Origin of the sequence: Pseudomonas sp. BN415 (assembly GCF_029871195.1) — a bacterium.
GTDB lineage: Bacteria > Pseudomonadota > Gammaproteobacteria > Pseudomonadales > Pseudomonadaceae > Metapseudomonas > Metapseudomonas resinovorans.
The window spans coordinates 60,573-86,567 of sequence record NZ_SSOK01000010.1 but is presented as its reverse complement, the minus strand read 5'-3'; the positions used below and the strand labels follow the sequence as shown (position 1 = coordinate 86,567).

General features: G+C 54.0%; 17 protein-coding genes. 7 read left to right on the top strand and 10 right to left on the bottom strand.

The window, feature by feature from the left end:
• Positions 1 to 4: 4 nt before the first annotated feature.
• From E8F20_RS02375 to E8F20_RS02365, 3 genes are all read right to left on the bottom strand, one after another.
• A complete protein-coding gene (locus E8F20_RS02375; protein WP_280282258.1) occupies positions 5 to 1,078 on the bottom strand; it encodes a YCF48-related protein in 1,074 nt (357 codons plus the stop codon).
• A 99-nt stretch (positions 1,079 to 1,177) separates the two neighbouring features.
• The gene (locus E8F20_RS02370) at positions 1,178 to 2,539 is read right to left on the bottom strand and encodes a DUF1329 domain-containing protein (protein ID WP_280282257.1); all 1,362 of its coding nucleotides are present in this window, start codon (positions 2,537 to 2,539) and stop codon (positions 1,178 to 1,180) included.
• 8 nt (positions 2,540 to 2,547) lie between these two features.
• A complete protein-coding gene (locus tag E8F20_RS02365) occupies positions 2,548 to 4,191 on the bottom strand; it encodes a DUF1302 domain-containing protein (RefSeq protein ID WP_348529605.1) in 1,644 nt (547 codons plus the stop codon).
• A gap of 668 nt (positions 4,192 to 4,859) precedes the next feature.
• Between E8F20_RS02365 and E8F20_RS02360 the strand changes: the two genes are divergently transcribed.
• The 3 genes from E8F20_RS02360 (at position 4,860) to E8F20_RS02350 (ending at position 6,739) form a co-directional block, all read left to right on the top strand.
• Entirely contained in the window at positions 4,860 to 5,756 is an 897-nt protein-coding gene (locus E8F20_RS02360) for a LysR substrate-binding domain-containing protein (protein ID WP_280282256.1), read from the top strand.
• 288 nt (positions 5,757 to 6,044) lie between these two features.
• The gene (locus tag E8F20_RS02355; protein ID WP_280282255.1) at positions 6,045 to 6,401 is read left to right on the top strand and encodes a histone-like nucleoid-structuring protein, MvaT/MvaU family; all 357 of its coding nucleotides are present in this window, start codon (positions 6,045 to 6,047) and stop codon (positions 6,399 to 6,401) included.
• Between the two features lie 104 nt (positions 6,402 to 6,505).
• Positions 6,506 to 6,739: a hypothetical protein gene (locus E8F20_RS02350; protein ID WP_280282254.1), complete on the top strand. Its 234-nt coding sequence runs from the start codon at positions 6,506 to 6,508 to the stop codon at positions 6,737 to 6,739.
• A gap of 704 nt (positions 6,740 to 7,443) precedes the next feature.
• On the opposite strand, the gene E8F20_RS02345 is transcribed toward E8F20_RS02350, so the two are convergent.
• Entirely contained in the window at positions 7,444 to 8,202 is a 759-nt protein-coding gene (locus E8F20_RS02345) for an SDR family NAD(P)-dependent oxidoreductase (RefSeq protein ID WP_280282253.1), read from the bottom strand.
• A 448-nt stretch (positions 8,203 to 8,650) separates the two neighbouring features.
• On the opposite strand from E8F20_RS02345, the gene E8F20_RS02340 reads away from it, so the two are divergent.
• The gene (locus E8F20_RS02340; protein WP_280282252.1) at positions 8,651 to 9,994 is read left to right on the top strand and encodes an aminomethyl transferase family protein; all 1,344 of its coding nucleotides are present in this window, start codon (positions 8,651 to 8,653) and stop codon (positions 9,992 to 9,994) included.
• A gap of 208 nt (positions 9,995 to 10,202) precedes the next feature.
• On the top strand, positions 10,203 to 11,102 hold the full coding sequence (locus E8F20_RS02335) for a dioxygenase (protein WP_179060062.1): 900 nt from the start codon (positions 10,203 to 10,205) through the stop codon (positions 11,100 to 11,102).
• Positions 11,103 to 11,212: 110 nt separating this feature from the next.
• Here the strand turns inward: E8F20_RS02335 and E8F20_RS02330 are convergent, their stop codons facing one another.
• The 6 genes from E8F20_RS02330 to E8F20_RS02305 form a co-directional block, all read right to left on the bottom strand.
• Entirely contained in the window at positions 11,213 to 12,103 is an 891-nt protein-coding gene (locus E8F20_RS02330; RefSeq protein WP_280282251.1) for an alpha/beta hydrolase, read from the bottom strand.
• A gap of 332 nt (positions 12,104 to 12,435) precedes the next feature.
• A complete protein-coding gene (locus tag E8F20_RS02325) occupies positions 12,436 to 14,847 on the bottom strand; it encodes an MMPL family transporter (RefSeq protein ID WP_280282250.1) in 2,412 nt (803 codons plus the stop codon).
• Between the two features lies 1 nt (position 14,848).
• A complete protein-coding gene (locus E8F20_RS02320; RefSeq protein WP_179060065.1) occupies positions 14,849 to 15,940 on the bottom strand; it encodes a glycosyl hydrolase in 1,092 nt (363 codons plus the stop codon).
• A 256-nt stretch (positions 15,941 to 16,196) separates the two neighbouring features.
• A complete protein-coding gene (locus E8F20_RS02315) occupies positions 16,197 to 17,930 on the bottom strand; it encodes a DUF1302 domain-containing protein (RefSeq protein WP_280282249.1) in 1,734 nt (577 codons plus the stop codon).
• Between the two features lie 71 nt (positions 17,931 to 18,001).
• Positions 18,002 to 20,734 (bottom strand): LuxR C-terminal-related transcriptional regulator, encoded by a 2,733-nt coding sequence (locus tag E8F20_RS02310; RefSeq protein WP_280282248.1) that lies wholly within the window; start codon positions 20,732 to 20,734, stop codon positions 18,002 to 18,004.
• 165 nt (positions 20,735 to 20,899) lie between these two features.
• Entirely contained in the window at positions 20,900 to 22,261 is a 1,362-nt protein-coding gene (locus tag E8F20_RS02305) for a DUF1329 domain-containing protein (protein WP_179060068.1), read from the bottom strand.
• 1,120 nt (positions 22,262 to 23,381) lie between these two features.
• Here E8F20_RS02305 and E8F20_RS02300 point away from each other — a divergent pair.
• Positions 23,382 to 25,334 (top strand): methyl-accepting chemotaxis protein, encoded by a 1,953-nt coding sequence (locus E8F20_RS02300; RefSeq protein ID WP_179060069.1) that lies wholly within the window; start codon positions 23,382 to 23,384, stop codon positions 25,332 to 25,334.
• Between the two features lie 240 nt (positions 25,335 to 25,574).
• Positions 25,575 to 25,796, top strand: a complete 222-nt coding sequence (locus tag E8F20_RS02295) for a hypothetical protein (RefSeq protein WP_179060070.1) — start codon at positions 25,575 to 25,577, stop codon at positions 25,794 to 25,796.
• Positions 25,797 to 25,995: the final 199 nt, after the last annotated feature.

Sequence of the window (25,995 nt, the reverse complement as noted above, 5' to 3'; positions counted from 1 at the left end):
CGCCTCACTCGGCGGCGGCCCCTTGGTCGAGCGGGGCCCGCTCCAAACCATGCAATCCCACGGCTGACAGTTCGCCTGCCGGCGTTTCGGTAATGTCAGAAACAGAACCTGCGCCGCGCCACGGCAGCGTTTCAAAACTGGTGCCCCCTGCCCTATTGGTAAACACCTCGCCCGCTTGGCTGGCAAGCAGCAAGCTGCCGTCGCGCCTCTGCGCGGCCGAGGAGATAGCTGCGTCAGTTTTAATACTCACCTTCTGCCAACTTTCCCCGTTGCTACGGGATAGGTAGGCGTTGCCACGCAGTCCGTAGATCAGGACATCGCCGGCGCCGGTTGACAGAGCTCCGAAGAAACTCCCCTCATAGGGAGATGCCATCGTCTCGAATGTTTCCCCTCCGTCCAAAGAGCGCAGCAAAAGCCCGCGTTCTCCGACGATGAAGATGTTCTTGCCGTTGGCGGTAATACCATTCAGATGCAGGCTTGAGTCGTTGGAGAGGTGCTGCGCCCATGGCAGCCAGGTCTTCCCACCATCACGGGTCATGAAGATCAACCCATAGGCGCCGGTGATAAAGCCGGTGGATTGGTCGATGAACGCCAGGTCCAAGAAAGGTTTGTCGGGGCCGTCAGCGACCAGCCACTCAGCATTCTTGATTGCCTGGCTGTTACCACTCTGCTTGGCCTGTTCCATCATCAACTTGGCAGCACGAATGCCGTCCAGCTGCCGGGTCCAGGTTTCCCCGCCGTCAGCACTGTGCAACACAACGCCAAGATGCCCAACGGCCCACCCTTGATCTGCGTTGACAAATTGGACTGCGGTCAAGGTTACGCTCACCGGCGATGAAGCTTGTCGCCAGTTCTGCCCGGCGTCGTCAGAAAGCAGGATGATTCCGCGCTCACCTACCGCTACCAATCGATCACCAGCATGAGTAATTGAAAGCAGAACCGATCTCTGTGCTTTGGCACTGATGGTTGACGCTTCATTGAGCACACGTAGGGGTTCAGCAGCGACAACAGGCATGGTCTGCATGGCGGCCTGCATCACTACTGTGGCGACCATGAGAATCCTCAGCCTGAACTGCATGGACGAGAGAATCCGGTTAGCCATATTCACTCCAACAGCAGAAAACATTCATAAGCAGGCCTGGAGCGACGTATGTCGCCCCGGCCCCATTAGCGAGAATCAACGAGAGCTTTCGCTAGCCATTGCATCCGGAGTGAAAGCGGATGGCGGGAGTCGATCCGTGCGTTTGTAATGGAACTTGGAGTCGTTGGACGACATGCCATAAACGTAGGCGCCGGTTTCGATGTTGTAGAGCCCCCAAGCAAACTGAGTGGTCAATGCGGGCAGATCCGAGGCCAGATACGGAAGAGACCATTGCTGGCGAATGAGTTTGCCCTGCGCGTCATAGCCGTCGACCAAGACGATTTGCCAGGAGTCCTCATCAATGTAGTAAGTACGGCGTGGAACCACGTGGCGCTGGCCAGCCTTAAGCGTCGCATCAACCACCCACATGCGGTGTTTCTCCCAACGCACATGATCAGGATTAAGGAAGTTCGGGCTCATCAACTCGTCGCTCGAAACCAACTGAGACTTATTGGAGTTATAGGGCACGAACATCTCTTTCTTGCCGACAATCTTCAGGTCATGTTTATTGGACGGGCCGAACATCATGAACGCTTCATCGAAGAAGCTGACGCCAGACACAACGAAGTTTGGCGTATCGTAGGCCACGTTGGGCAGGCGGCGCACACGACGCTGACCGACCAGATACTGCCAACTGGCGCGTGCTTCTTGATTGGTGTTGTAGAAGATCATCAAGCCTTCGCCGTTCTTTGAAGACGGCCGCTCAGTAATGATCTTGCCCTGATAGTAGTTTCCATCGAATTTTTCCAGACTGCTTTCCTGGAAATAGTAAGGATATTGGAAATAGTAAGGGGTAGTAGTGGCCAATACCTTCTTGCCACCTGCTGTCATAAGCCAACTGCTGATGTAGCTATTGAATGAGTCACCACCATTCCAAGACAGTCGGTGGTTCCACATGACCTCGGCACCGTTCTTCGGAATGGGGAAAGGAATGCCACCGAAAGCGCCAGTTACGTTCTCGGTCTTCTCATCGACTTGAGCACGGGTTGCATTGCTGAAGGTGTTGTCATACACCCATTGCGGGGCCGCAACGGTGCGATGGCTCGGATAGATATCCAGACGGTAGTCTGGATACTTCTTCAGCATGACTTTGGTGCCCTCGGCCAGTTGATCCGCATACTGGTCCGCATTCGCGGCCGTGATGCTCAGCACTGGTTTTTCGGAGGCAAAGGGGTCCGCACGTTTGTCGCCTTGCTTGTAGTCGGCTGGAGCTTTTGTGTAGCCACCATCCCATGCTGGGATGCTGTTGTCGGCATTGCCTGCACGCTCCGCACCAAGCGGAGTCAGCGTCGTTTTCAGTTTGCCAGCCTCATCCGCTGATACAGCCGCCAGCGTCATCTGTGCGCTGAAAAGCGCGCAGGCCAAGAGAGAAATCTTCAGGATCTTGTTGTTGTTCATGATCGGCCTCAGAAGGTCTTTTTCACGTAGGCAGAGATAAAGTCACGGTCGGCCAGACTCTGGCCGTAGGTGAACACAGCGTTTTCATCGAATAGCGGATCTTTCTTGCCAAAGAAGTTCACGTAGTTCACACCGAACTCAATGGACTGCATGTAGTTGGCTTTAAGGCCGATGCTCCAGTCCCCGCCGTGGCGAGTGCCGAAACCGGCCTGACTAACAGCCGAGGACTGGCCATCCAGACCGATGCCCAGGCCCATCGGCACGCTCAGATCCAGGCCATCAAAGAACTGGAAGTAAGCAGGCTCGAAGAGGACGCGAAACGCAGTAGCGTCCCGACTACTGTTGGGATCCAGAGCCGCGCGGTTCTCCGTCACGCTGAGAGTGCGGTTCCATGCCAGCTCCGCAAGCAAGGTGCCGCCATCCCACAAAGAGGACGGATCGAGCGAGTAGATGGTCGAGAGGTTGATGTGAGCAGTTTTACCCCGTGCGAACAGGCCATTCTTGTCGTTATCCGCAGTCACTCCCGGCATCACTGCCTGCAGCCCACTAACCAGTGGCGCGTCCCAGCGGATAGAAGCTTCACCTGCGAAGTTGAACGACCCAACGGAGGTAGAAGCGCTTACCCCGGCAGTCTTGATGTTCTCAGCGAAGACCTGGTTATAGGAGTCAAAGAAAGGGGCCGGACCTACCGGAGTCGGGATCACAGCAGCCAGATTGGCGTAGATGTTGCTCGGCGTCTTGTCGTGATATTGGGCGGCATAGAAGCCATACTCGATGTCCGAACCTTCTGGGCTGAACCGGATCTGGAATCCACCCTGCCCCGAGTCCTTAGCGTGTATATCGCCACCATTCCGAGTAGGCCCTGTCAGCGACTGAACAGTGCCTGCGCCATGACCCAAGAGGTCGAAGAAACTCAGGTAGCTCCCGGCACCCGGAATCGTCGAACGCTCCCATTCAAACTGGTAGTAGGCGCCGATGGATAGTTGGGGACTGATCTGATACTGACCGGAGATTTGATTGACCGGTCGCAGAATTTCCTTGAACTGGGTGCCCGGTACGCTCAGAAGCTTGACCACATCGATTGGGCCTTGCGCGTTGGCTATGCCATTGCCCCCGAAGAACAAGCTCTCGCCATAGATGAGACTGTGTTGACCGAGACGGACCGTGGCCTGTCCATCACCAACAGCAGAGCGCATGTACACGAAAGCATCGAGCAGCTCGGCGTCTCGACCGTGTAGCTCTTCGGTGTCATCAAGGAAATGACGCTGGGTATCGCTGTCGGTGTTCTTATTGTAGATATCGTCATACCAGGCCGCGCCACTAACGCGGGCGCCAATATTGTTATGACTGACATCCAGTTCAGAAAGCACATCCAGACGATTTGAGACCAAGCCACGATCAAAGTTACGATCACCTTGGCTTTGGACATCCGGGTAAAGACCGCCTAGGGTTGGCGATTCAGTCAGTTCGGAATCCTGACTATGCAGGCGGTAGGCAACGCTGTATTTCAGCGTATTGTCCCAACGCACTTTCCAGTCCGAATCCCCAGTATCGATCTCCATTGCCAGAGCACTCGATCCGGGAAAAACTGCGCCAATTGCGGCAGCAAGAACCGCGACCTTGAATGGCCGAACTGCTTTATTGCTCTTCATTTCAACCCTCATTGTTTTTATTTTGAATCATGGGTAGCTGAATGACCTTTCAGGCCATCACTTCAGCTTTATTGCGATACTTTCAACCAGAGCGCCCTCTTCTTCACGCCGGCAAAATAATTAAGCGCCAACATCATTTCTGAAGAAAGTCATACCCTCCCGCCAGGCAACCAGGAACAGATTGACCACATCATCTATTACAACTTAAGAGAATCAGAAATATCGAACGAGCAAAGCAGGATGACCCAAAAGACACACAAACCCAGAACCAGCCAACGCTGCATGCACGGCAATCTTCTAGTATTTCAATGAAAACGAATTTGAGAAATCTCCACGAGGAAGCCTTTCAATTCTGGTAGGCCTACAATCCTATTCCACCCTGTCACAACAAACTTATTAATCAAATGCGCCGATCAACTTAACTGATGCACCAATTTCGTATACTGTGCAGTCTCACCCTGTCGACGCCTGGCAACACTAACTGCAGACTAATGACCTTCGCTCAATGTCCTTACTATGTAGATCCAGCGGCTACCAGAGCGTCCTCCTGCAGCCTTTGACTCAAAACTATTGGCCGCACGCCAATCCGTCCAATACTATAAAAACGGCCGCGCATTACCTAAAAGGTATCGAGATAGCGCAAAGGCCCATCATCAGCGGGAGCGCCCATGGATTTTCGACATCTCCGTTACTTCATCGCCGTGGCCGAGGAGCAGAACATTGGCCGCGCGGCAGCTCGACTGCACATTTCCCAGCCACCGCTGACCAGGCAGATCCAGCAACTCGAAGCAGAAATCGGCGTGCAGCTGTTCAACCGCACCCCTAGAGGCATGGAGTTGACCTCTGCTGGGGACCTCCTGCTGGAAGAAGCACGCAATATTCGGGCATTGGTCGAGCAAGCGACCGAACGCACCCAACGCGCCGGCCAAGGCAAGCTGGGGCGTTTGGATATAGGAATTTTTGGTTCCGGGGTCCTCGATACCATCCCGCGGCTACTCGAGCGCTTCCGCGAAAGCAATCCAGACGTCAAGTTGGTTCTGCACAGCATGAATAAACATGAGCAGGTCGAAGCCTTGCGCCAAAAGCGGATCAGCATCGGATTCAGTCGTATGCTCTCGCCGCTGCCGGATCTGTCCTACGAGACCGTCTCGTCTGAGTCGCTCATGCTCGCAGTCAATGAGGACCACCCACTTGCTCTAGAAAGCACAGTGCCTTTCCGGAGTCTCGCAGAGCACCCATTGATCCTCTTCCCCACTGGAAGCCGCCCCAGCTTCCTGGATAAGGTGCTTAGCCTCTGCCACCAGGCAGGCTTCGAACCACAGATTGCTCAAGAGGTTGGTGACACCATAACCGCAGTTGCCCTGGCTGCCCGCGGCCTGGGGGCCAGTCTTGTATCGGAGTCGACTGAGGTGCTCAAGCTGCCAGGCCTGACGTACAGGCCTCTGAGCGGCCTGCCAGAGAATGCCCGAGTCGATCTGGGATGCATCTATCGTCATGAAGATGACTCCCCAACACTCGCTGAGTTTCTGAGGATCATTCGGGAGTTTCGCAACGAAAAGGGCTAAGGAACTTCGAAGGATGTATGCACCGAGGCCGGATGCCCTCGCCGTCAAAAATACGAGAGGGGGCGGAGAAGAACACTATGCAGAGGACAGGCTTAATGGTCTATCCACTAAGACCGGGACAGACCAGTTTTCCATCATCGACAGCTCCGAATCACTCAAGCTAGTCAGGTACATAGCAGAGAATTAGGACTGAAAGGTTCTGGGACAGAGCAACGACCATCGCTAGAGTACACGCACGCGTTGACGGTCAACGGCAGTGCTGATTTACGGGACATCACGGAGTACGCAATGAGTAAACTGGCTGAATTTAAGCGTCTAGAGGCACAGCTGGCAGAACAGCTAGCAGCCCTGGACAGCCTCAAGAACGACACGGAGCTCAAGCGCGAAATTGAGTTTGAAACCAAACTCAGAGCGCTTCTGGATGACTACGGCTTTGGGCTAAAGGCAGTAATCAACATCCTTGATCCAGGCCGCACGCGCACTCCCCTGCCTGCTCAGAAAGGCCAACGGCGCGAGCGCACCGTTAAGGTTTACAAGAATCCGCACACCAATGAAGTGGTTGAGACGAAAGGCGGCAACAACAAGGTGCTGAATGCTTGGAAAGCCGAGTATGGTGCCGCAGCGGTAAAATCTTGGGTCCAGTGAAGCTGCTTAGCGTAAGGTCGGCCGCACCCGACCTTACGATCTTCCGTGCGTCAGTTTGGTGTGTGCGTCGCACGATTTCTCGACGTGACTACCTGGTCATTCCCATGCTGATCAAGAATGATCCTGAGCTGATTGCGACCGTACCAGGAGAGATCGGCCGTATCTTTGATGAGTACGGCTGGGTTCGACGCCTGAAACCCCCAGTGGATCTCGCGCCATTCCCAATTTGTCAGTACTGGCACCCCCGCTTTCACCACGACGAAGCGAATCGCTGGCTCAGGCAGTTGATGAAGGAAATCTACGATGACTTCCTACCGGAATCTGGCACTGCCTGGTGAAGAAACCGGTGGAATGCAGGGGCCGAATGAAGAAGAGCAATCGAAAAAGTCGTTGAGGGATGCTCGCCGGTCCTACTTGCCTGCTGTCGCTGCGCACTAGGTCACCTCCATTCCGAGATGGCCAGTACTGCTATCGAAAGATAGGACCATTCTGACACGCAAATGGCGACGCTATGGCTGTCCTGCTCCAACCAGAGGCATAGCCATGAGAACAAAAATAATTTCCATCGGCCTCGCAGCTACCATCGCCATCCTGCTGATCGTCGCTGCCGCCCAAACCACCCCACAACGCTACACCGCAGACATCCCTGAAGCTTGCATGCATTCCAGCGTCAATTGCACATTGCCGCCGGGCTTTCGAGGCTGGCCTTCGATTCCGTGAGCCAGCCGCGACCGTAGTAACGCATACGACCTCCACGAGGCGCGCGACGAAGCCACGGACTTAGCATGGACAGGTGTTGCCCCGGGCAGAGAATTGACTTCCCGGGGCATAAGGCATGGCCAAAAAGGTGGCTTCGCTTGCTGTGAAGGAATTGGGGGGGGAAAGGAGCAAGAGAAAGCGCCGGCGGGCAGCGCTCACCGGCGCTTTTTCATTGGCGGGCAGTTCGGCCTCCGACCTCTACCTTGGCGGCTAGAGGTAGCGACAAGAGCTTGTACAGGACACCGAATGCATCCTGTACAAGAGACACTAGGCAACAAGACGATTACTGATGGTTCTCACGCCAGTTTTTCGGTAACGGCCCAAGCGTAGTGCCGCCATCTACCAAATACTCACCGCCAGTAATAAAGCCCGAATCCTGGTGCGCAATAAACAACACCATACGGCTGATTTCTTCCGGCTGTGCCGCCCGCGGGATAGCCTGAATAGAAAGCATTCCACTGAGATCATGTGGCGCAGTCATCGGCGTGTGAACTGCCCCAGGGAACACCGCATTTACTCGAATATTGTCGTGAGCGAGCTCCAACGCCGCCGCCTTAGTCAGACCACGCACGCCCCACTTGCTGGCGCAATAAGCAGACGCTAAAGGATATCCCTGGACGGCGGCAGTGGAACCAATATTGATGATACTGCCGCGACCCAGTTCCTTCATTCCAGCGATAACAGAGCAGATTCCAAGATATACGCCCGTAAGGTTGATATCGAGCGTCCGTTGAAAAATGGCCTTCTCGCGGCCATCAAGCGGGTCAAAGCCAATAATACCGGCGTTATTAACTAATACAGAGACCAGACCAAAGGTGCGAGCCTGCTCCAGGGCAGCATCCCAAGACTCTTCATCAGTTACATCCAGAGTAACGAACATCGCACGTTCGCCCAACTCGTCTGCAAGCGCCTGGCCTTTGTCCTTTGCGATATCGCCAATGACAACATTCGCGCCCAGACGATGGAACGCGCGCGCATGAGACTCCCCCATGCCGCTGGCTGCGCCGGTAATCAAGACAGTTTCATTCTCGAAGCTCATCATCTTATTTATTTCCTTTTATGAGACTGCTACTTAGAACGCATGTACATAAGCGTTTCAGCCAGGGATGGCCGATTTATCATGCCTATGCAGGCTAGACAAACATTCCAAGTAATTCTCCCTATCTGAGGATAGGGGATTAAGCACTCCCACGCGCTTATCTTGAGCCTATGCACATCCGGAGCTTTTCCTGCATCGAATCGGCTTCACTAGAAAATACCGATAGTGACATTGGCGGCGTAGGGACTAGGGCTTACATCACCGTCTCTTAGTGTCCAAACACCGTAAGAACACGCTGCTCATCGATTCAAATCTGTCCAAGTTAACTGCAATAACGCAAGTGTTACGCGCCGTGGCGGCAATCTCAGTTTTTATGTTCGAAGCTTGTAACTGGATGATAGCCGTGAACTTTTTGTTCGACACTTCAATACAAGAAAGTTGAGGAAATACCATGAGCAAAGCAAATCCGCAGCCTCTATACCACGTAGCGCAAGTACCGGACGACCCTCGCACCACCTCTTACACACGCTTCTTCTTCGAGCTTGAGCCCACGGAATACACCAACTGGATCGATGAGTGCGAGTCTTGGAAGAAAACTTGCTTCATCGGCGACTGGTCCCCGCTAATGAAACTGAAAATTACTGGGCCGGACGCTCTGTCTTTCTTCTCCTCAATTTCCGTAAACAGCTTTGCAAAATTCGACATTGGTCAAGCCAAACATGCGGTTCTTTGTAATGTATCCGGCAAGATAATGGGAGATGGCGTCCTGATGCGCATCTCCGAAGAAAGTTTCATTTACACCAGTGGGCCCGGAGTCGCCTGGGCGATGTATCAATTTGCAAAGGGTAATTACAACGCCAAGGCCGAAGTCGTTACCGAAGACTATTTCGCATTCCAGGTCCAAGGCCCCAACTCCTTGCTTCTCCTGGAGGAGCTCACGGGCGAAAGCTTGCGCGACATCGGCTTCATGCGATTCCGCCAGTCAAGTATCAATGGCATGACCTTCAACGTGCTCCGCCAAGGCATGGCCGGTGAACTCGGATACGAACTTCACGGCGAGAGCCACAACGGTGTCGAAATCTACAACACGATTCTTAAGGTGGGAGAGCGATATGGCATCCGCCGTCTTGGCGGACGCAGCAAGATGGTGAATCACGTCGAAGCCTGCTTCCCCACACCGACCGTGGACTATTTACCGGCAATGTTCGGTGACGATCAACGCGACTTTCTCGGTGTGATCCTGCAGAGCATGCCTTACTTCATGGAGTGGCTTGCTGTCGCCGGTAGTGCTCAAAGCAGGGACTTCACAACTTATGCCCGCACGCCGTTCGAGCTCGGCTGGGGTAAGAACGTGAAGTTCGACCACGAATTCATCGGTCGCGCCGCTCTAGAAGAAGAAGCGGCCAATCCACGTCGGACAATGGTCACTCTCGTCTGGAATGGCGAAGATGTATCCGACGTTTCAGCCTCGTTTCTGAGCAAGGACGCAGAGCCATACACCTATATGGAAATGCCCCGAAACCTGCTGGGTTTGACATGGATGGACAAGGTGCTAGTGGATGGACACGAAATCGGCGTTTCAAGCTCGCGATGCTACAGCTACACCTTCCGCGAAATGCTGTCGTTGTGTGTTATCGACCAAGAGTACGCGACCCCAGGTACGGAGGTTGTAGTGGTTTGGGGCCATCCCGGCACCCGTCAGAAGCACATCCGCGCCCGCGTCGCGCCTGCCCCCTACAAGAAGGACAATCGTCGAATCGACGTCACCGGCCTTCCTTCAGCGCAAACCGTCTGAAATTAACGCCATTTATGCCGGGGTCTCCCCCGGCATTCATTCCTCGGCAGGTCTCGTACGCCGCTCGCCTCGAATCTTCCATCGTCAGCCAAGGCGCAAACAATTCATTCTGATAGTTCACAGATGAAACCTGCCGAACATTTGATAAATCCGAGAAGTTATTATTAAGAGCTCTCCAAGCTCAGTATCACAAGAGGACCATAACAAAATGACTACCACTCTCGGTGATGAACGATTATCTCAACTGACAAACTCAGTCATTGCACAGATGTCTACAACACCCTCCACACGCCTACGCACGTTGATGGAATGCGCAGTTCGACATTTGCATGCATTTGCCATTGAAGCAAACCTGACACCTGAAGAATGGTTGACTGGAATCGCATTTCTCACAGCGACCGGTCAAATGTGTAATAGCGATCGACAAGAGTTCATCCTCCTCTCGGATGCCCTCGGTCTGAGCACTATCGTTAATCTGCTTCAGGATGGGAGTGGGGTAAACCAAGCCACCGAAAGCAGTCTGCTCGGTCCGTTCTATCGGGAGAATGCACCGAACTACCAGGCCGGTGAATCAATGGCACGCCGCTGCAATGGCCCCCAGCTTCAGCTCTATGGCCGAATCCTGAATACAGATGGAAATCCGATCCCAAATGCCACAGTGCAGATCTGGCAGACCGATTCAGAAGGGGTTTATGACATTCAGCGCGGACAGGAAATGGATACGCGGGGCGTCTACAGCACTGACGAGAACGGTTGTTACCATGCCTTCACGGTCATGCCGAAAAGCTACCCGCTACCTGACGACGGGCCGGTAAGACGCATGCTAGATGCCCAAAGTCGCCATGGGTACCGACCAGCTCATATCCACTACCTGATCAGCGCCCCCGAGCACAAAGAGCTCGTAACCGCCCTCTACATAGCTGGGGATTGCTACATCGATGACGACGCAGTCTTCGGAGTGAGTTCAACCACGCTGATCGTGACCCCAACCCTGGACAACAACGCTCCCCACCCTGAAGTACCAGCTATCTCGTACGACTTCCACTTGGCCCCTGGCATGACGGCAAGCGGTAGAATTGGTGCAGACGTTGCCACATTGAGCTTCTAGTTCGCCTTGCAAGCCCGCACGATGGAGAAAGGGCACGGTCTTCATACTGGCCGTGTCCTTATCCTCTGTCTTTGACTCTTTCCCGATGCTCGTACAATGCCACCGGAAGGCTAAGGCAGATTCGCGGCTAGGAACTCCGCCCCCTGGAGCAAGGCAGCATCACCCTCCTCCAACTCTGACGCATGGTTGTGCCAGAGATGGAACATATTCGGCCACACGTCCAATCTCACCCGCACTCCCATCCCACCTGCGTGCCTTGCCAGCCTAAGCGAGTCATCGAGAAGCAATTCGTTTGAGCCCACCTGTATCATCATGGGGGGCAATCCGATCATGCTGTTCTGCAGCACTGACACTCTTGGATCTACCGCGGAAATCTCTCCCAAGTAAAGAGAGGCGCAGTTCGCCAGCCACTCTGGGGTAAGGCAAATGTCGCTAGCTGCTTTGGTCGTGAAGCTCTCGTGCTGCAAACTGAGGTCGACCCAAGGCGATATAAGAAGTGCCGCTGCGGGCAAAGGTAGACATTGGCACTTAGCATCTTCCAGCAACGAAAGAATCAGATTCGCCCCTGACGAATCTCCTGCGAACACTATTTCTTCCGCAGCAATACCATTGCCAAGAAGCGCATGGTAAGCAGCAAGAATGTCTTCGCGTGCAGACGGGAATGGGTGTTCGGGTGCCAAACGATAGTCAAGGATCAACGCCCGTGCACCCGCCTGCAGAGCCAGATTGCCGGCCAGCCCCACGAAGGCCTCGGCAGATCCCAACACAAACCCTCCACCATGCACGTATACGAGTGTCCTGGACCCGACGTAGTCCTCTGGGATGGCCCACATCGCACTTACACCGTTCAGGTTAACCCGCTCCACCTGCATATCTGCCGGGGGCTGCAACTGTTTACAACGGGTATCAAAACTGAACCGCGCCAACTCCAGAGAGCTGAAATTCCGCATATGGGTATCAGGAAAATGCTGAGCGAGTGCTGGAGGTCGAGGCTGGGTCATGGCGGCTAGTTGTGACTCAATTGATGGAGGTGCTGGAGAGAAACACTCGTAATAAGAGGTTCCGGCTCACAGAGAGATGCTGCAATCTGGAGAATAGGAAGAGACAGCCAACGCAGTACCTATCGCAAGATAGTAATGCGGAGCCAGAGGAGACTTTCATGGGAGTGGTGCGAAGGGCCAATGCAGGCGCGTGCTCTTAGACCTGGTCACACCGCTGTTTAGCTCATATCCCAGCTCTGAACCGTGGAGACTTTAACTACGCCCCACATGGCCCCCTGTATAAAAAAGAACCCACCGGAGTGGGTTCAAAGGGTGACACTTTTAGGAGCCAATCATACAGCTTCGCACTTTTCCTTAAGCCGAACGTCCGCCTCAACTTTCTCCTTAGCTACCTTGCTCGGTTTCAGGAGGAAAGCCGCTAGACTCGGAAGTAGGATCAATGCACCAAACATATTAACGAGGAACATAAACGCCAGCAACAAACCCATATCAGCTTGGAACTTAATTGGCGAGAACATCCACGTGGCCACGCCAGCGGCTAGCGTCATACCAGTCAGCAACACTACCCTGCCAACAAACATCAGTGAACGTGCATACGCTTCTTCTAAGCTATACCCCATCCTCAACCAGAGCAGCATTATGCTAAGAATATATAGTGCGTAGTCGATACCGATCCCCACGCCCAACGCAGTAACTGGCAATGTGGAAACCTTAAGCCCTACCCCTACGAGCACCATCAGAGCTTCAGCCAATATACTAGTCAGCGCAAGCGGCAATATCGCTACCAATACCGCCCGCCACGATTTGAACGTTATTAGACTCAGAACTATAACCGCGACATACACCCCCAAAAGCATCAGGTAGTTATTTTTTTTAACCACCTGATTAGTGGCTGCCTCAATCCCAGCGTTACCTGCCGCCAGCAAAAACTTTACTTCCTTAGTGTTTGACTCTGCAGCGAAGCGCTCAACCACCTCTACAGCTTGCTGTAAAGTCTCAGCTTTGTGATCGCGCAGGTAAGCGTAGACCGTGAGCATGTTGCAATCACCATTGAACAACCCACGCGTGGCCTGAGTCATAACAGTGTTGAGCACTACCTGATTAGGGACGATCTCAGCCCATTTAAAGCTACCTTCATTGAAAGCCGCCCCCATCTGACGCACTAGGTCGGCAAATGAATTGGTAGCCTCTACTCCAGGAAGCTGCTGCAGGCGCCCCTGCAGATCGCGCACAGCAACCACCGTATCGTAATCAGCGCACTGTTCATCAGCAGTAGTCACCATGATTGCCATCACGTCACTACTGGTTGAGTAGTTTGTGGTGATGTACGCATTGTCCCGGTTGTATCGTGAGTCCGGATTGAGCTCCGGGGCGCCAGCATCAAGATCACCAATCTTCAGCTGTGAGGCCAATATGGCCCCCCCGATAGCCAGGCATGATGCAACGCAGATTGCACCAAATGCCCAACGGCGCTGAGTGAACCGGACAAGCAGTCCCCACGGCCCGCTATTGCCATTTAAAGCGCGTTCTTCGCTACGAAGGGCACGCTCAGCGGCATGACGGTTGACGCCCGTATAAGTGAGCAGAATCGGCAACAGGATCAAGTTGGTAAAGATAAGGATAGCGACGCCAAGGCTTGCGGCTAGTGCCAGCTCCCTGATTGCCTGAATATTGACCATAAACAGAACAGCAAAGCCTACGGCATCGCATACCAGGGCAGTAAATCCAGCCATGAACAGACGTCGGAATGTGTTACGCGCAGCGTCCACTTTTGATAGCCCGCGCCCGACATCCTGCATCACGCCGTTCATCTTCTGTGCGCCATGGCTCATGCCAATGGCAAAAATCAAGAACGGCACAAGGATCGAATATGGATCAAGGTGGAAGCCCATAAGCGGCAGCATGCCGAGCAGCCACAGTACGGCCACAAGGGAGCACAGCACTACCAGCATCGTGCTGCGCAGGCAGCGGGTAAACCAGTACACCATGACAGTGGCAATGGCGATTGCCACACCGAAGAAGATCAGAATCTCTACCAAGCCATCGATCAAATCCCCCATTACCTTAGCGAATCCGATGATGTAAATGCCGACGTTATCGCTTTCGTACTTTGCCCGGATCACCTCCAACTGCTTGGATAGCTGTCCGTAGTCGAGGCTCTGGCCAACCTGGGCATCGTACTCAAGGAGGGGCACAATAATTGCGCTGGATTGAAAGTCACTGGCGACCAAACGACCGACTTCCCCGGACCGCATAATATTGAGTCGCAACTCTTCCAAGCTGGCCTTTGAACCATCATAGGCGTCCGGCATGACGGGCCCACCGTCAATACCCTGCTCGGTTACTGCAAGCCAGCGCGTGCTGCGCGTCCAGAGTGATTGCAAATACGGCCGTTCGACCCCTGGCAGCGCAAAAATCTCGTCGTTGACTTTGCGCAGAGTATCCAGGTAGTGGGGGTCCAAAATGCTCCCAGATTTATTTTCCACAACCACACGAAGAGTATTCCCCAACCCCTTCAAATCCTTTTCGTGGGTAAGATAGTTCTGGATATATGGATGATCATGGGGAATGACCGATTTATAACTAGCATTCAATCCAAGGTAGCGTGCCTGATACCCTAGAAACACCGTTATCAGCAGGCAAAGGAGAAGGATGACTCCGCGATTCTCAAACAACAGTCGCTCGAGGAACGAACTATCACCAACTTGAAACGAACTAGAGGATGCCCCGGTTTGGAATTGCATTTTACTTTGCCTCCAGCTGAACAATTTCTACACCAAGAGGTCCCACAACCAACAACTTCTCCCTTGAAAGTTGAAGGATGTCAGCGACAGGCTGATTGGACTGCGCAAGAGGAGAGAACTTTTCTCCCCCATCTCGGCTTACAATGATCTGGCCGTTATCGCTACCGAGAACTACCGCACCATCATCCAATATCTCACTGGCCTGCAATGAGGCAGAGACACCGCTTTCAATTCTGCTCCAGCTCTGCCCATGGTCACTTGAACGCACCAAGTTACCTCTGAGACCAAACGCTAGAACATCACTGTTCTTGGTAACCACAGCACCAAACAATGTGCCCTCGTAAGGTTGTTGAAGCGCCCGGAATCGTTTCCCATCTTCACTACTCAGCAGCAAGCCCTGCTCACCGGCCACGTACAGAGGCCCCTGGGACTGTGTAAGAGCGTAGAAATGAAGACTTCCCGGGTTAACTTGCGCACTGTTTTCGGAAGTCCATGAAAGCCCCCCATTTACGGTGCGGTACATCAATCCATAGGCACCAGCAACCAAGACCTCTCTTGCGCCGCGAATGCTTAACGATAGAAATGGCTTGTCAGGTCCGTCCGCAACAAGATTCTGGGCACTAGTCAGCGCATCCAATGGCTGATCTACGGAAGAAGCGGTGCCAGCAGTGCTGTGGTGGACGGCTTCCGCGAGTACCAACTGCGCCGCCTGGATTCCATCGAGCTGACGGCTCCAGGTCTCCCCACCGTCCTCTGTGTGCAAAACCACCCCCAGATGCCCAACGGCCCAACCGGAAGTATCATTTGCGAAGGCAACATCGGTCAGCAGGACGCTCGCTGGTACTTCACGAGCCTGTCTCCAGGTAGCTCCCTGATCATCGGAAAGAACGATCAAACCTTTCTCTCCAACGGCCACCAACCTATTGCCGGCCCGTGCCGCTGCCAACAAAAACCCTTTATCTGGATGCTTGATAGTGACCGCCGGTCGATCTAGGACCACGGGCCGAGTACGCTCACCTGCATGCGCATGACTAGTGCACCAGGTAATCGACAATAGCAAGGTCAGCAGCAAGGCCTTTTTATTTGCACGCATAGCTTTGTCCACGGGGCGATTAAACCCCTATTTGTTATTATCTTTACGAGCCCATTACTCAGCGAATGAACTAGCCACCTTCACGCGGATCCCGAAGAATCCTAGCGTCTAGGCTAAAATCTACACCGACCTGAAGAGCGCATAACCTATCTTAAGATAGACGCTATTCAATCCCTAAAAACACACAACCACCGCAACTGCCCACAATATAAAAAAGCCCTCGCAAAGCGAGGGCAAGACCAGCCTAAGCTGTAAACTAGAAGCTTGTGCTGAGCGTAAGCGCTACAAAGTCACGACCGACATAACGGTTATCATCATCATTACCAAAGAATTTGGTGTAGTTAATAGCCGCTTGCCAAGTTTGCTTATAGGTAGTAGCCAGACCGACGGTGACGTCCCCGCCTTGGTTTTCCCCATAGTTGCCGAATGCCCCCGAGGTCGGGGACCTACCTTTGAACACATAACCAATACCGATAGGCACGGACAGATCAAGACTTGGAGCAACTTGGTAGTAATCCAAGGTAACCACACCACGTGCACCATAGGCAAAGCTATTCAAAGTGGTATCGCGCTGATCGCCATTCCGAGTAACCTTCGCCAATTTATGACCAGCAATCTCACCAGCAAAAGTTATATTGTCCCAGAGCATGCCTGCATTGCCGACATAAATGGCGGAAACCTGGGCATTCACTGTATCCCCCAAGGAGTCCGGCTGAAGGACACTGGTCGATACGCGCAGCGGGATATTATGGCGGTAACTGAGCTCGGCACCCAAATTGAGATTATCAATACTGGAGTTAACGCTAACTCCATACAGTTCGATATTCTCTTTATACTCCAGATGATAAGTACCAACAGAACCTGTTGCCGGATCAAATCCACCAGACAACTCCGTCATCACACGGGGTTCTTTGTAGTTGTAGCGAATAGCGTATAGCCCTAGGTCAAAATTGTATTGAGCCGGCCGCCAGCGAAGTGATACCCCAAATTGAGGAGCATCCGCTTCATCATCCGAGCCCCGGTAAAGGAACGCACCTGGCCCCACGATGATACGTTCGCCACCTTCGTCCAGGACGTCCGTCGACGCAAAGAACGTACCTACAGGCGGGAGGCGCGACTTTTCCCATTCAAACTGATAGAAGGCCTCCACCGTCCACTCATCGCTCAGCAGCGCACTCGCAGACAACTGGTTTACCGGAAGGAACACTTCCTGAGCCTTGATGTTAGGTACGCTGAGGGCCTTGTAGACATCGACCGGCGCCATAGCGGATGCAATGCCGTTGTCCGTAAAGAACAAGCTTTCGCCCCAGAGCAACGTGTGCCGCCCCAAACGGAAACTCAAAGGCATTCCACCTGGCTCGAATTGCGCGCCGACAAAGGCATTCATCAACTCAAAGCTTTGTCCTGCCCAGCGCTTGGTAGCAGAAGTAAATTGATCATTTTCAACACTGAATGGGTTGAACGTTTGAGGGGAGTCGTTACTGTTGCTGGAATTATAGACATCGTCATACCAGCCAGCGCCGCTCAAGTTCAACGTAAAATTCTGGTATTTCAGGTTGAGCTCTGTGAGCAGGTCCACCCGGTTCATCACCAGATCGCCCTCATCAAAATTTCGCTCAATCTCATCAGAGTTCGGATCGTTCAGGTTATTGGAGTTCCCACTCCCAGTCCTGACACCAGCGGTATACTTAACTGTATTTGTCCAGTCTGCTGTAATCTCAGGACCCAGATCGAACGCCATGCCCTGACTCACCGCACTAAACCCTACGCCCGCAACAATTATTGCCCCACGCGAAGCAGCTTTGATCAGCTTCGCTTCGCTCCCACGAACGGCATTTTCAAGAAAATCAGCGCAGGCACTTTTGCAGACGCGATTTATTATCATTGTTTTGCCTCCACACTTACGCGAAAGAAAAGCAGCAGTTGCTTTCCCGATGTATTTAAACGTACCAACCCGAAGGCCGGTAAATTTAAGATAGAGGCATTCCACCAACTAAAAAACCTATCAAAAGATAGTAAACGCTCGATATCCCGTTGATATCCAAAAAACCCTGCATGCACTCAACGCATGAGCCCCAACTGTCGAGCTCGGCTGGCCGCCTGCGCACGGCGACGCGTTCCAATCTTGTCAAATACCTGTTGCAGGTACCACTTTACACAGCCCTCCGTGATACTCAGCGCTCTACCTATTTCTTTGTTTCGGAGGCCTTCATCAACCAGTTGAAGGATCTCAATTTCACGCCCATTCAAAGCTCCCAGCACGTTTTCAACCACTGCTGGCTCGGCCCTCTTTACAACGGAGTTTTTTGTATCACGGAATGAAATTAATACTTCCTCTATGAACTCCTCGGCGGACTTTCCTTCTTCTCCGCTTGCTGACTCTGCTCCCATTAGCAGACCACTGAGCCAAGCTCCCTCGTCCGAGAAGGTGCGAATGAAACGCCCCCGAGCCGCAAGCTCTAGAGAGCGCTTAAGGTTTCGCTGAGCCCCGCGCTCATCGCCAGTTAGGACTAGCAAATGAGTGTGAACCACGTCCCAACGGAGGAAGTTGCGGGTAGCGTCAGCTTTAGCCAAATAGCGCTGCCAATGCTTGGCCAGATCCATCGCTTCGTTGAGTCGGTTCTGCGCAATGGCCACACGTACGCTGCAAAGTGCTTTTACCTCATCCTTGGTGGTCACACCCAGCGACGGCTTCAAATGACTGAATTGTCCAATCAAACCGTGTTTCCGGCCCTGTCGAATCATTTCATTCACTTCACCCATGCGTAACAGGCAGCGCAGGCGTTCAGCCAGGGCTGAATAATGCAGACGGTCAAAACCATGCTTGGCAGCGGCCACCTCGGCTTTGTCGAGCAAATCGAATGCGGTTTCTGGGTCACCATCATTGAACGCGAGACGCGCTGCGGTGAGCCATCCTGCGATCGCTTGATCCACGAAGCCCTCGGCCTCCACGTGCGGCAAGTATATTTCCAGCAGCCGACGCGCCTGATCCAGTTCGTTGCGCTCGTAATGCACTTCGGCCAGCGGCAGAGCAAGGATGGTTGCATAGGGTGACCCTACACCAGCGATCGACTCTGCTGCAGCGAGCGCTTTAGTGAGCCCAGTGATAACTGCCTCGGTTTGTCCGCCCATAAATCGGGAAGGACCAATTACCGCCTCATGCACAATAATGGAGAGTTTGCTTTCACCCCGACTTAGGTATTCACGCGTCAGGTTACTCAACCTTTCAATCTCATCGAGCTTGAAGCGCTCCCTCTGTGCATACAGCAATGCGTTGTAGATGCTGCCGCGAATGATGGGATGCGCGTCACTGTATTTCTCAACAAGGCTACGAGCCTGCGTCTCCAACAGTGGCGTATCGTCAATCATCATTGAAAGCATCGCCTCTCGGTGAAGAAGCTCGCTCCGCAGTACCTCAATAAAATCCGGCGAGTACTTTGCTACGTACTCCGGATCACTGAGACAGCGCCTAGCCTGGGCGAGCAACTCCTTGGCCGTCTCAAACTTCCATAGATGAAGCATGGACCAGGCTTGCGAGATCAGAATCCGGGGATAACGACTAATTAGTGCCGAAGGAAGTTGCTCAACCATTCGCCAAGCGATGTCATCGCTTCGCTCGAAGAAAGCCACATGGTTATCTTCAATAATACTCGCGGCCAGTTCTTGGTCTCCAGAGCTCAACGCATGATTGAACGCCTTGAAGAATTCCTCTTTGAGCACGTAGAAGTCGCTTGCCTCCCGGTGCAAATAGCTCAGCTTGGCCCCATCATTTTCCGCGAGGTACGTGAGGAGGAATTCACGAAACAGGGTATGCAACCGATAAGTCTGTGACTTGGGGTGATCAGTAAAAACAAACAGGTCTCTGGACTGGCACTCCTTAAGCAGGCTCAGACCGTCTATTCGCTTGCTGACTATGGCACAAGCTTCGGGCTCCAAACGCTCCAGAATGGCACACGACACCAGGAAATCCTGGAGATTGGATTCCAGGGACTCAAAAACCTCTTCGAAGAAGAACTCCTGAAAAAGCGCTCTCTCCTCAACGCTGGTGAGATTGCTGAGCTGACCACTGCCCGATCGGATCGCACGGCTTAGGAGGTTCAGACCACCAACCCATCCCTCAATACGCTGAACAGGAGTCGGCACCTCTGAAAACAAGGAGGACTCCAGCCCCTGACTCTCAAAATGACAGGCGATTTCGTCTTCATCGAAAGCCATATCGTGGACATCCAGGTCCAACAACTCTCCTCGCATGCGAAATCGAGCCAGCCGAAGCGATGGCTGACCGCGCCCAGAAAGCAGGAAATGGAGGTTGGCAGGCGCCCGTTCCAACAGCTCGTCAATTGCCTCAACGACTGCGCCCTCTACGCACTGCAGATCGTCGATAAAGACGTACAAGGGCGTCTTGATGTCCCTTAGCTGCATCGCGCTACGCAGACAGGAGCCAGGGACAGCATGCAACGATGTCAGGTCGGCCCGGCGACAAAACACATCGCGCAACGCAATGAGCATCTCAGCGGCGTCGGCATCATTGCGACACCCGATCCAGAAGCATGCCGCTCCCGACGCTTGTAGCTCGATGAAATACTGCGACAGTAATATGGATCGACCATATCCTGCGGGCGCACGTAGAGAGATCACCCTCAGGCCCTGAGCAGCTCGAAGCTGTTTCATCAACCGAGGACGTACGATCAGTCCTTGGGTGTTAAAGGCTGGACTCCTGGTGGCCGACAGCGGCGTGCGACTTTCAGGCTTAATCGCGACGACGGGGGCAACTGCATAGGTGTCACGGTACATCTCGAACCTCCGTCAGGGCGGTAGGTAGCCTCTTGTAGTAATTCTTCAGCTAGTGAGAGTTTCGCTCACTAGCTTCTTCTTATCAGGTCGGCGCGGGCGGCGAGGCCGCATCATTGAATACCGAACAGAAGGGGGCACAGGAGCAGCCTGCCCCCCTTCTTTTCGTCAGCGCTGCGCGCTCTGCACCAAGGATTCCGCAGAATAGAAGGAGCGTGGTCGAGCCTGTCGAGGGGTGTAATGGTCACTCCACTCACCGACTACATACGCATTCTGCTGGAAGTCGATGTTCTGGAAAGGCAGTGCCACGATACCCGGCAGATCACAGGAAATGCTCGAGTACATGATGCCGCCGCGCCAGTGCTTGCCTTGAGTGTCCCACAGGTCACTCAACACGATGTTCCACGTGTCTTCATCCAGGTACAGGGTACGGCTCGCCACGGCGTTCCGCACACCGCTTCGCACTTTGCCTTCTACCTGCCAGACGCGATGCAGCTCCCAACGGACATGGTCAGGGTTGAAGAAGCGCTCACCAATCGCCGCATCCTGGCCGGCCTTGAGCAGCTTGTTGGTGTTGTAGGGGATGTACATCTCCTTCGACCCAACCAGCTTCCACTCGTACTGCTCTGGCGAACCGAAGAAACCGTAGGCTTCGTCAAAGTTGGCAACGCCAGAGACGAAGAAGTTCGGAGTGTCAAATTGCACGTTCGGCAGCTTGCGTACGCGGCGCTGGCCTGGCATGTACTGCCAGGAGCCGAAGGGCACGTTCTGGTAATCCATCGGCAAGGTCCCGACTGTAGCCTCCCCTACTCGACGTGCGGGAGCCTTAATCTCTGCGCGGGAAAGCTGCCAATGCTTGCCGTCGAACTGCGCCTCGCCATTCTGGACGTAGTACGGGAAGACGCGACTGGCGTCTATCCGAGCGGTCAGCGACTTGGAACCATTGGTGTCGACGACTATGAGGTCCGCGAGGGTGTCCACCGCCTCACCTTTCCACGAAAGGTAGTGGTTCCACAGCGCTTCACCGCCGGTTTTGGCGATCGGGAATGGGACGCCGCCATAGGCACCGTGCACCGCTTTATCGCTATCGCTAATCGTAGCGTTGGTTGCGTTCTTTTTGGTGTCGTCATACACCCACTGCGGCGCAGTCGCGGTCCGGTGAGTCGGGTAAACGTCAAGGCGGTAATCAGGATTGTTCTTCAGCAGGGTTTGAACACTGAGAGACAGTCGCCCCTCGTACTCAGCCATGTTCTTCGACGTGATGGTCAGCGTTGGCTTTTCGTCTGCGAAAGGCTCCCATGCCAGACTTCCCTTCGGGAGATTTGCAGGACATTGCGAATTATCCCCGCTCCACGCAGGAATGGTTCCCTCCGCATTGCCCGCTTTGACAGCCCCCATCGGGGTGAGCGTCGTGCCCAGCTGCTGAGCCTCTTGCGAAGAAACGGCGGCAGCGGCCATACCGCAAGAAACCTGAGCAATAGCGAAGACCAACGAGAGCTGCCAACGCTTGTTTGAAAGCAGATTTTGCATGTAATCCTCCGACCTTTCGGTCTTTCTTATTTTCACGCCTTGAGGATGCTTGGTTGGGTGCCTTTCGCCGGCCCCCCAGAAAAATTGAGCTTTCTGACGGACCAACCAGCTGGCATCGCTTCACCTATCCCTGCGGCCTCTCCTTCTGAGTGGTTCCGTCGGAGCCGAACCGGTGAGCAATCAAGCACGCGTCTGGACGGTACCCAAGGCACCTCATGCATCCACCTATCGATGGATAGGCCGAGCCACAATCGGGAAGGCAACAATCGGGGACTGAAATCGTCGCAGCTACCGCAAAGCGGCGAAGCGTGCAACGCCGCCGGCCTCGAACAGGCTGAAGCGCCAGACCGGGTCTGCCCTAGGCCTTAAATGGAAATTGCGCCACGCAACTCAGCCCCCCTTCGTGCACGCAGACCGGGATACCCCCGGGGCTAGGTATACCCAGCGGCGTTAAAAGCTCCTGATGGGCAATGTCGCGCAGAAGCCACGACCGTTCGCACAGCGATGGTATGGGCCGGCTTTGGAGCGAGGCGATCCGACGCCAGAGCGGTCACCCTGTCCTTAATGGAGAGTTCATTGCTCAATCTGCCCTGCCCGCGATCACCTGACCGAGCGCCTCGCTCGCTCGTATTCCGGTGGTGTAGATCGCCCCATCTATCTGATGGGAAGTAGGAGCAGCGTCGTACACGGCGCCACCTAACCAGCAGCTTCCCCCCCAACAAACGGGGCGCCACCACAGCCGACGCCGACCACAATGAAACTGAGCCTCCCTCTCCTGCCCGGGACGAAACAGCAGTAGGCCCCGCCTGAACCGGCAGATATGGCGACATAACTAAGAGTGTGGCCTTCACGCTGCAGAGATCCTCGATATGCGGGAGAGGAAAGCCAACGCCGGGAAGCACTATCTTTCGGCAGGTGATCCGCCTGTTAGACAAGCAGAACCTGACCGCACAATAAATTGAGGTAAATCACTGCAGGAGATTAAATCGAATCATGTGTTGCTTCACTCAATAAATTTATTGCGCTCCACCCACCACTAACTAGTGCCTTTTAACGGGCTTTGCATTCGACTCCAGCCCCATTAAAAGCTCTCTCTTAAAGCAGCAAGAAGGATAATAAGATGCTGCAACGCGCCATATTATTTCTCGCAGATCTAAACGTTGGCAAAAAAATGATGCTGGCCTTCGGCTTGGTCTCATTGCTTTCCATCGCGGCAATTGCCATGGCCTTAAAGACAGCCGATCTTCTACTGGATGGCAATAGACAGAGCCAAGCAATCGGTGAACTAAACCTGCTTCTGCAGGAAGCTCGTGGAGCCGAGAAAGACTTCTCTCTGACGGGCAAACAAGAGAACGCTGACCTCCTAGAGCTCAAGCTCTCCAAGCTAGACATTCGAGTCAACGAAATCCTGGAAGACAGAAGTACAGTTAACCATGAGCAATTGAAAAAAATTCGACTCAATGCTCGTGCCTATCGAGAGCAGTTTGACCATTTCCACGCCACTAAGACTCAATCAGACTTAGCGTTAGCCGAAATGCAGAAACAAGCCGACAACGCTCGAATTCAACTTGAGTTCGTAGAGCTAGACATGTTCAGTGCTTTACGGGAATCAGTGAACGGTCAAGGCGAACTAGATCCAAACACCCTAACGTTTGCAGAAAACTCTTCGACGCTATTGCGCCTACTCCTGCAAATGCGGGGCTATGAATTTGGATATGTTCAGTGGGACGATAAGCAAGAACTCTCCGCTTGGAAGGAGATAATGAGCGATGCCGAGGCAGATGTGTCGCGGCTTCGGGGCCGGATTGGCGAGGACCACCAGGACATCCTCCAGGCAGCACAAGAAGCCCTTACCAATTACCACTCGGCCTTCAAGCGATACAGTGAAAGCCGCGCAGCCAACCAGCACAGCGCAATGCAAATGCAAGAGCTGGCCGACCGCGTATTGCAGGGCGCCAATGAGGCCTTGAATAGCCATCGAGACTGGCTGGAAAACTATGCTGACACCATTCTGCATCTGCTGGTTGTCAGCGCCGGCGTCATTCTCACGCTTGCACTGCTGGCAGGATGGGGGATCCGCCAATTGATCCTGCCACCTCTCCATCAGACGCTGGACCTCGCCAAACGCATAGCCGCTGGAGACCTCAGCCAGAACATCACAACAGAGCGGCGCGACGAACTCGGTCAGCTTTACCGAGCGATGGGGGGCATGACCTCCAACCTGCGCGAGCTCATACGTCGGATCCTGGATGGCGTGGATCAACTGCGTGGTGCAGCGGGTGCGTTACAGGAAGCCAGTCAACAAAGTAGCGACGGAGCGCTTGACCAGCAACGCCAGACAACGCTAGCGGCTAACGCCACGCGCCAGATGGCGACCTCTGCCGAGGCGGTCGCCAACTATGCAGAGAATGCTTCCGGAGCAGCCGCAGATGCAAACAAGCACGCCGAAGCGGGCGAGCATGTAGTGCGTAAAAGCGCGGAGCAAATCGGCCGCCTTGCCAACGACGTGAAGTCATCCACTGATGTAATTAGGGACCTTCACCAAAGCAGTGAGCGCATAGGTGGCGTGTTGGACGTCATCAAAATGGTGGCTGAGCAGACCAATCTGTTGGCACTCAATGCGGCGATTGAGGCGGCTCGTGCCGGCGAGCAGGGGCGTGGCTTCGCGGTAGTGGCCGACGAAGTCAGGGCCCTAGCACGGCGAACTCAAGAGTCGACACACGAGATCGAAGCTCTTGTCGCAGAGCTGCAAGGTATTTCCTTGCGTGCTCTACAGCAAATGACCGAGAGCTCCGAGCTAAGCAACCAGGCAGTGGCGTACGGTGAACAGGCACGGCAGTCACTCAACCGTATCACCTCGGCGGTAAGCAGCATCGAGCTACTTAACGGACAGATTGCCGCCGCTGCCGGAGAGCAGAGTACCGTTGCGGTGGAGATAAGCCTGAACGTCGAGAATGTTCGCAGTGTTGCTAACCAAGGCGCCGATGCCACCCAACGTGTCGCGCTAGCCAGCACTGAGCTGACTCGCTTGGGCACGGAGCTCCAACAATTGGTTCAGCAATTTCGGATTTAGCTTTCGCGGTCCGAGACAGGCCAGCAAACCGCCGGGCATCCATCTTCTACGGCCATCCAAAGATAGGATCATTTCGATCCTGAGGCAGCACACCCTTCTGCCATCTTGGACGAACAGGGCTCGCCACCAAGAGATTGGAGAGTTTGATCAACCGCGCCTCTGTAGTCAGGGCAACGACTATTGGTTGGGCGCGCTTCATCACATGGTGCCCGCTCAGCCCCCAAACCAGTGGATATTGGAATGATTTTCACCGTCGCAAACATACAAGCAACGTCGGATATTCGGTTCGACGTCAACGAGCGAGAGCTGCAGATCGTCTACACAAATCCACATCCAGGCAATCAGCGGCGCACACTACAGGTTCGCTTTGGCCCTCAAGCCACCAGAGAACTGGTTGAAGCTGTTCGTGCCCTTGACGCACAGCTCGACTCGCCACTGGATAGAATTCTTTCTTCGGATTAGATCGCTAAACCCGCGGTTGACGACCGCACGAGACACCAGCGCTTGAGCAATTGGGAAACCTGCTCACGGGGCTTTCGACTCGAAGGCACGATGTGGCCTCGACGTCTGCAACGCGGCCATGGGATGGCTAGCGCGGCAGCAATACGCTAGGGTTGAGCTACCCGCCAGGCCACCTTGCTGCTGCAGAATTACTTCGGCA

Bases quoted from the DNA above. Each gene is read 5' to 3' on its own strand.
- E8F20_RS02375 (WP_280282258.1), bottom strand. From the start codon at position 1,078: ATGCAGTTCAGGCTGAGGATTCTCATGGTCGCCACAGTAGTGATGCAG.
- E8F20_RS02370 (WP_280282257.1), bottom strand. From the start codon at position 2,539: ATGAACAACAACAAGATCCTGAAGATTTCTCTCTTGGCCTGCGCGCTT.
- E8F20_RS02365 (WP_348529605.1), bottom strand. From the start codon at position 4,191: ATGAAGAGCAATAAAGCAGTTCGGCCATTCAAGGTCGCGGTTCTTGCT.
- E8F20_RS02360 (WP_280282256.1), top strand. From the start codon at position 4,860: ATGGATTTTCGACATCTCCGTTACTTCATCGCCGTGGCCGAGGAGCAG.
- E8F20_RS02355 (WP_280282255.1), top strand. From the start codon at position 6,045: ATGAGTAAACTGGCTGAATTTAAGCGTCTAGAGGCACAGCTGGCAGAA.
- E8F20_RS02350 (WP_280282254.1), top strand. From the start codon at position 6,506: ATGCTGATCAAGAATGATCCTGAGCTGATTGCGACCGTACCAGGAGAG.
- E8F20_RS02345 (WP_280282253.1), bottom strand. From the start codon at position 8,202: ATGATGAGCTTCGAGAATGAAACTGTCTTGATTACCGGCGCAGCCAGC.
- E8F20_RS02340 (WP_280282252.1), top strand. From the start codon at position 8,651: ATGAGCAAAGCAAATCCGCAGCCTCTATACCACGTAGCGCAAGTACCG.
- E8F20_RS02335 (WP_179060062.1), top strand. From the start codon at position 10,203: ATGACTACCACTCTCGGTGATGAACGATTATCTCAACTGACAAACTCA.
- E8F20_RS02330 (WP_280282251.1), bottom strand. From the start codon at position 12,103: ATGACCCAGCCTCGACCTCCAGCACTCGCTCAGCATTTTCCTGATACC.
- E8F20_RS02325 (WP_280282250.1), bottom strand. From the start codon at position 14,847: ATGCAATTCCAAACCGGGGCATCCTCTAGTTCGTTTCAAGTTGGTGAT.
- E8F20_RS02320 (WP_179060065.1), bottom strand. From the start codon at position 15,940: ATGCGTGCAAATAAAAAGGCCTTGCTGCTGACCTTGCTATTGTCGATT.
- E8F20_RS02310 (WP_280282248.1), bottom strand. From the start codon at position 20,734: ATGTACCGTGACACCTATGCAGTTGCCCCCGTCGTCGCGATTAAGCCT.
- E8F20_RS02305 (WP_179060068.1), bottom strand. From the start codon at position 22,261: ATGCAAAATCTGCTTTCAAACAAGCGTTGGCAGCTCTCGTTGGTCTTC.
- E8F20_RS02300 (WP_179060069.1), top strand. From the start codon at position 23,382: ATGCTGCAACGCGCCATATTATTTCTCGCAGATCTAAACGTTGGCAAA.
- E8F20_RS02295 (WP_179060070.1), top strand. From the start codon at position 25,575: ATGATTTTCACCGTCGCAAACATACAAGCAACGTCGGATATTCGGTTC.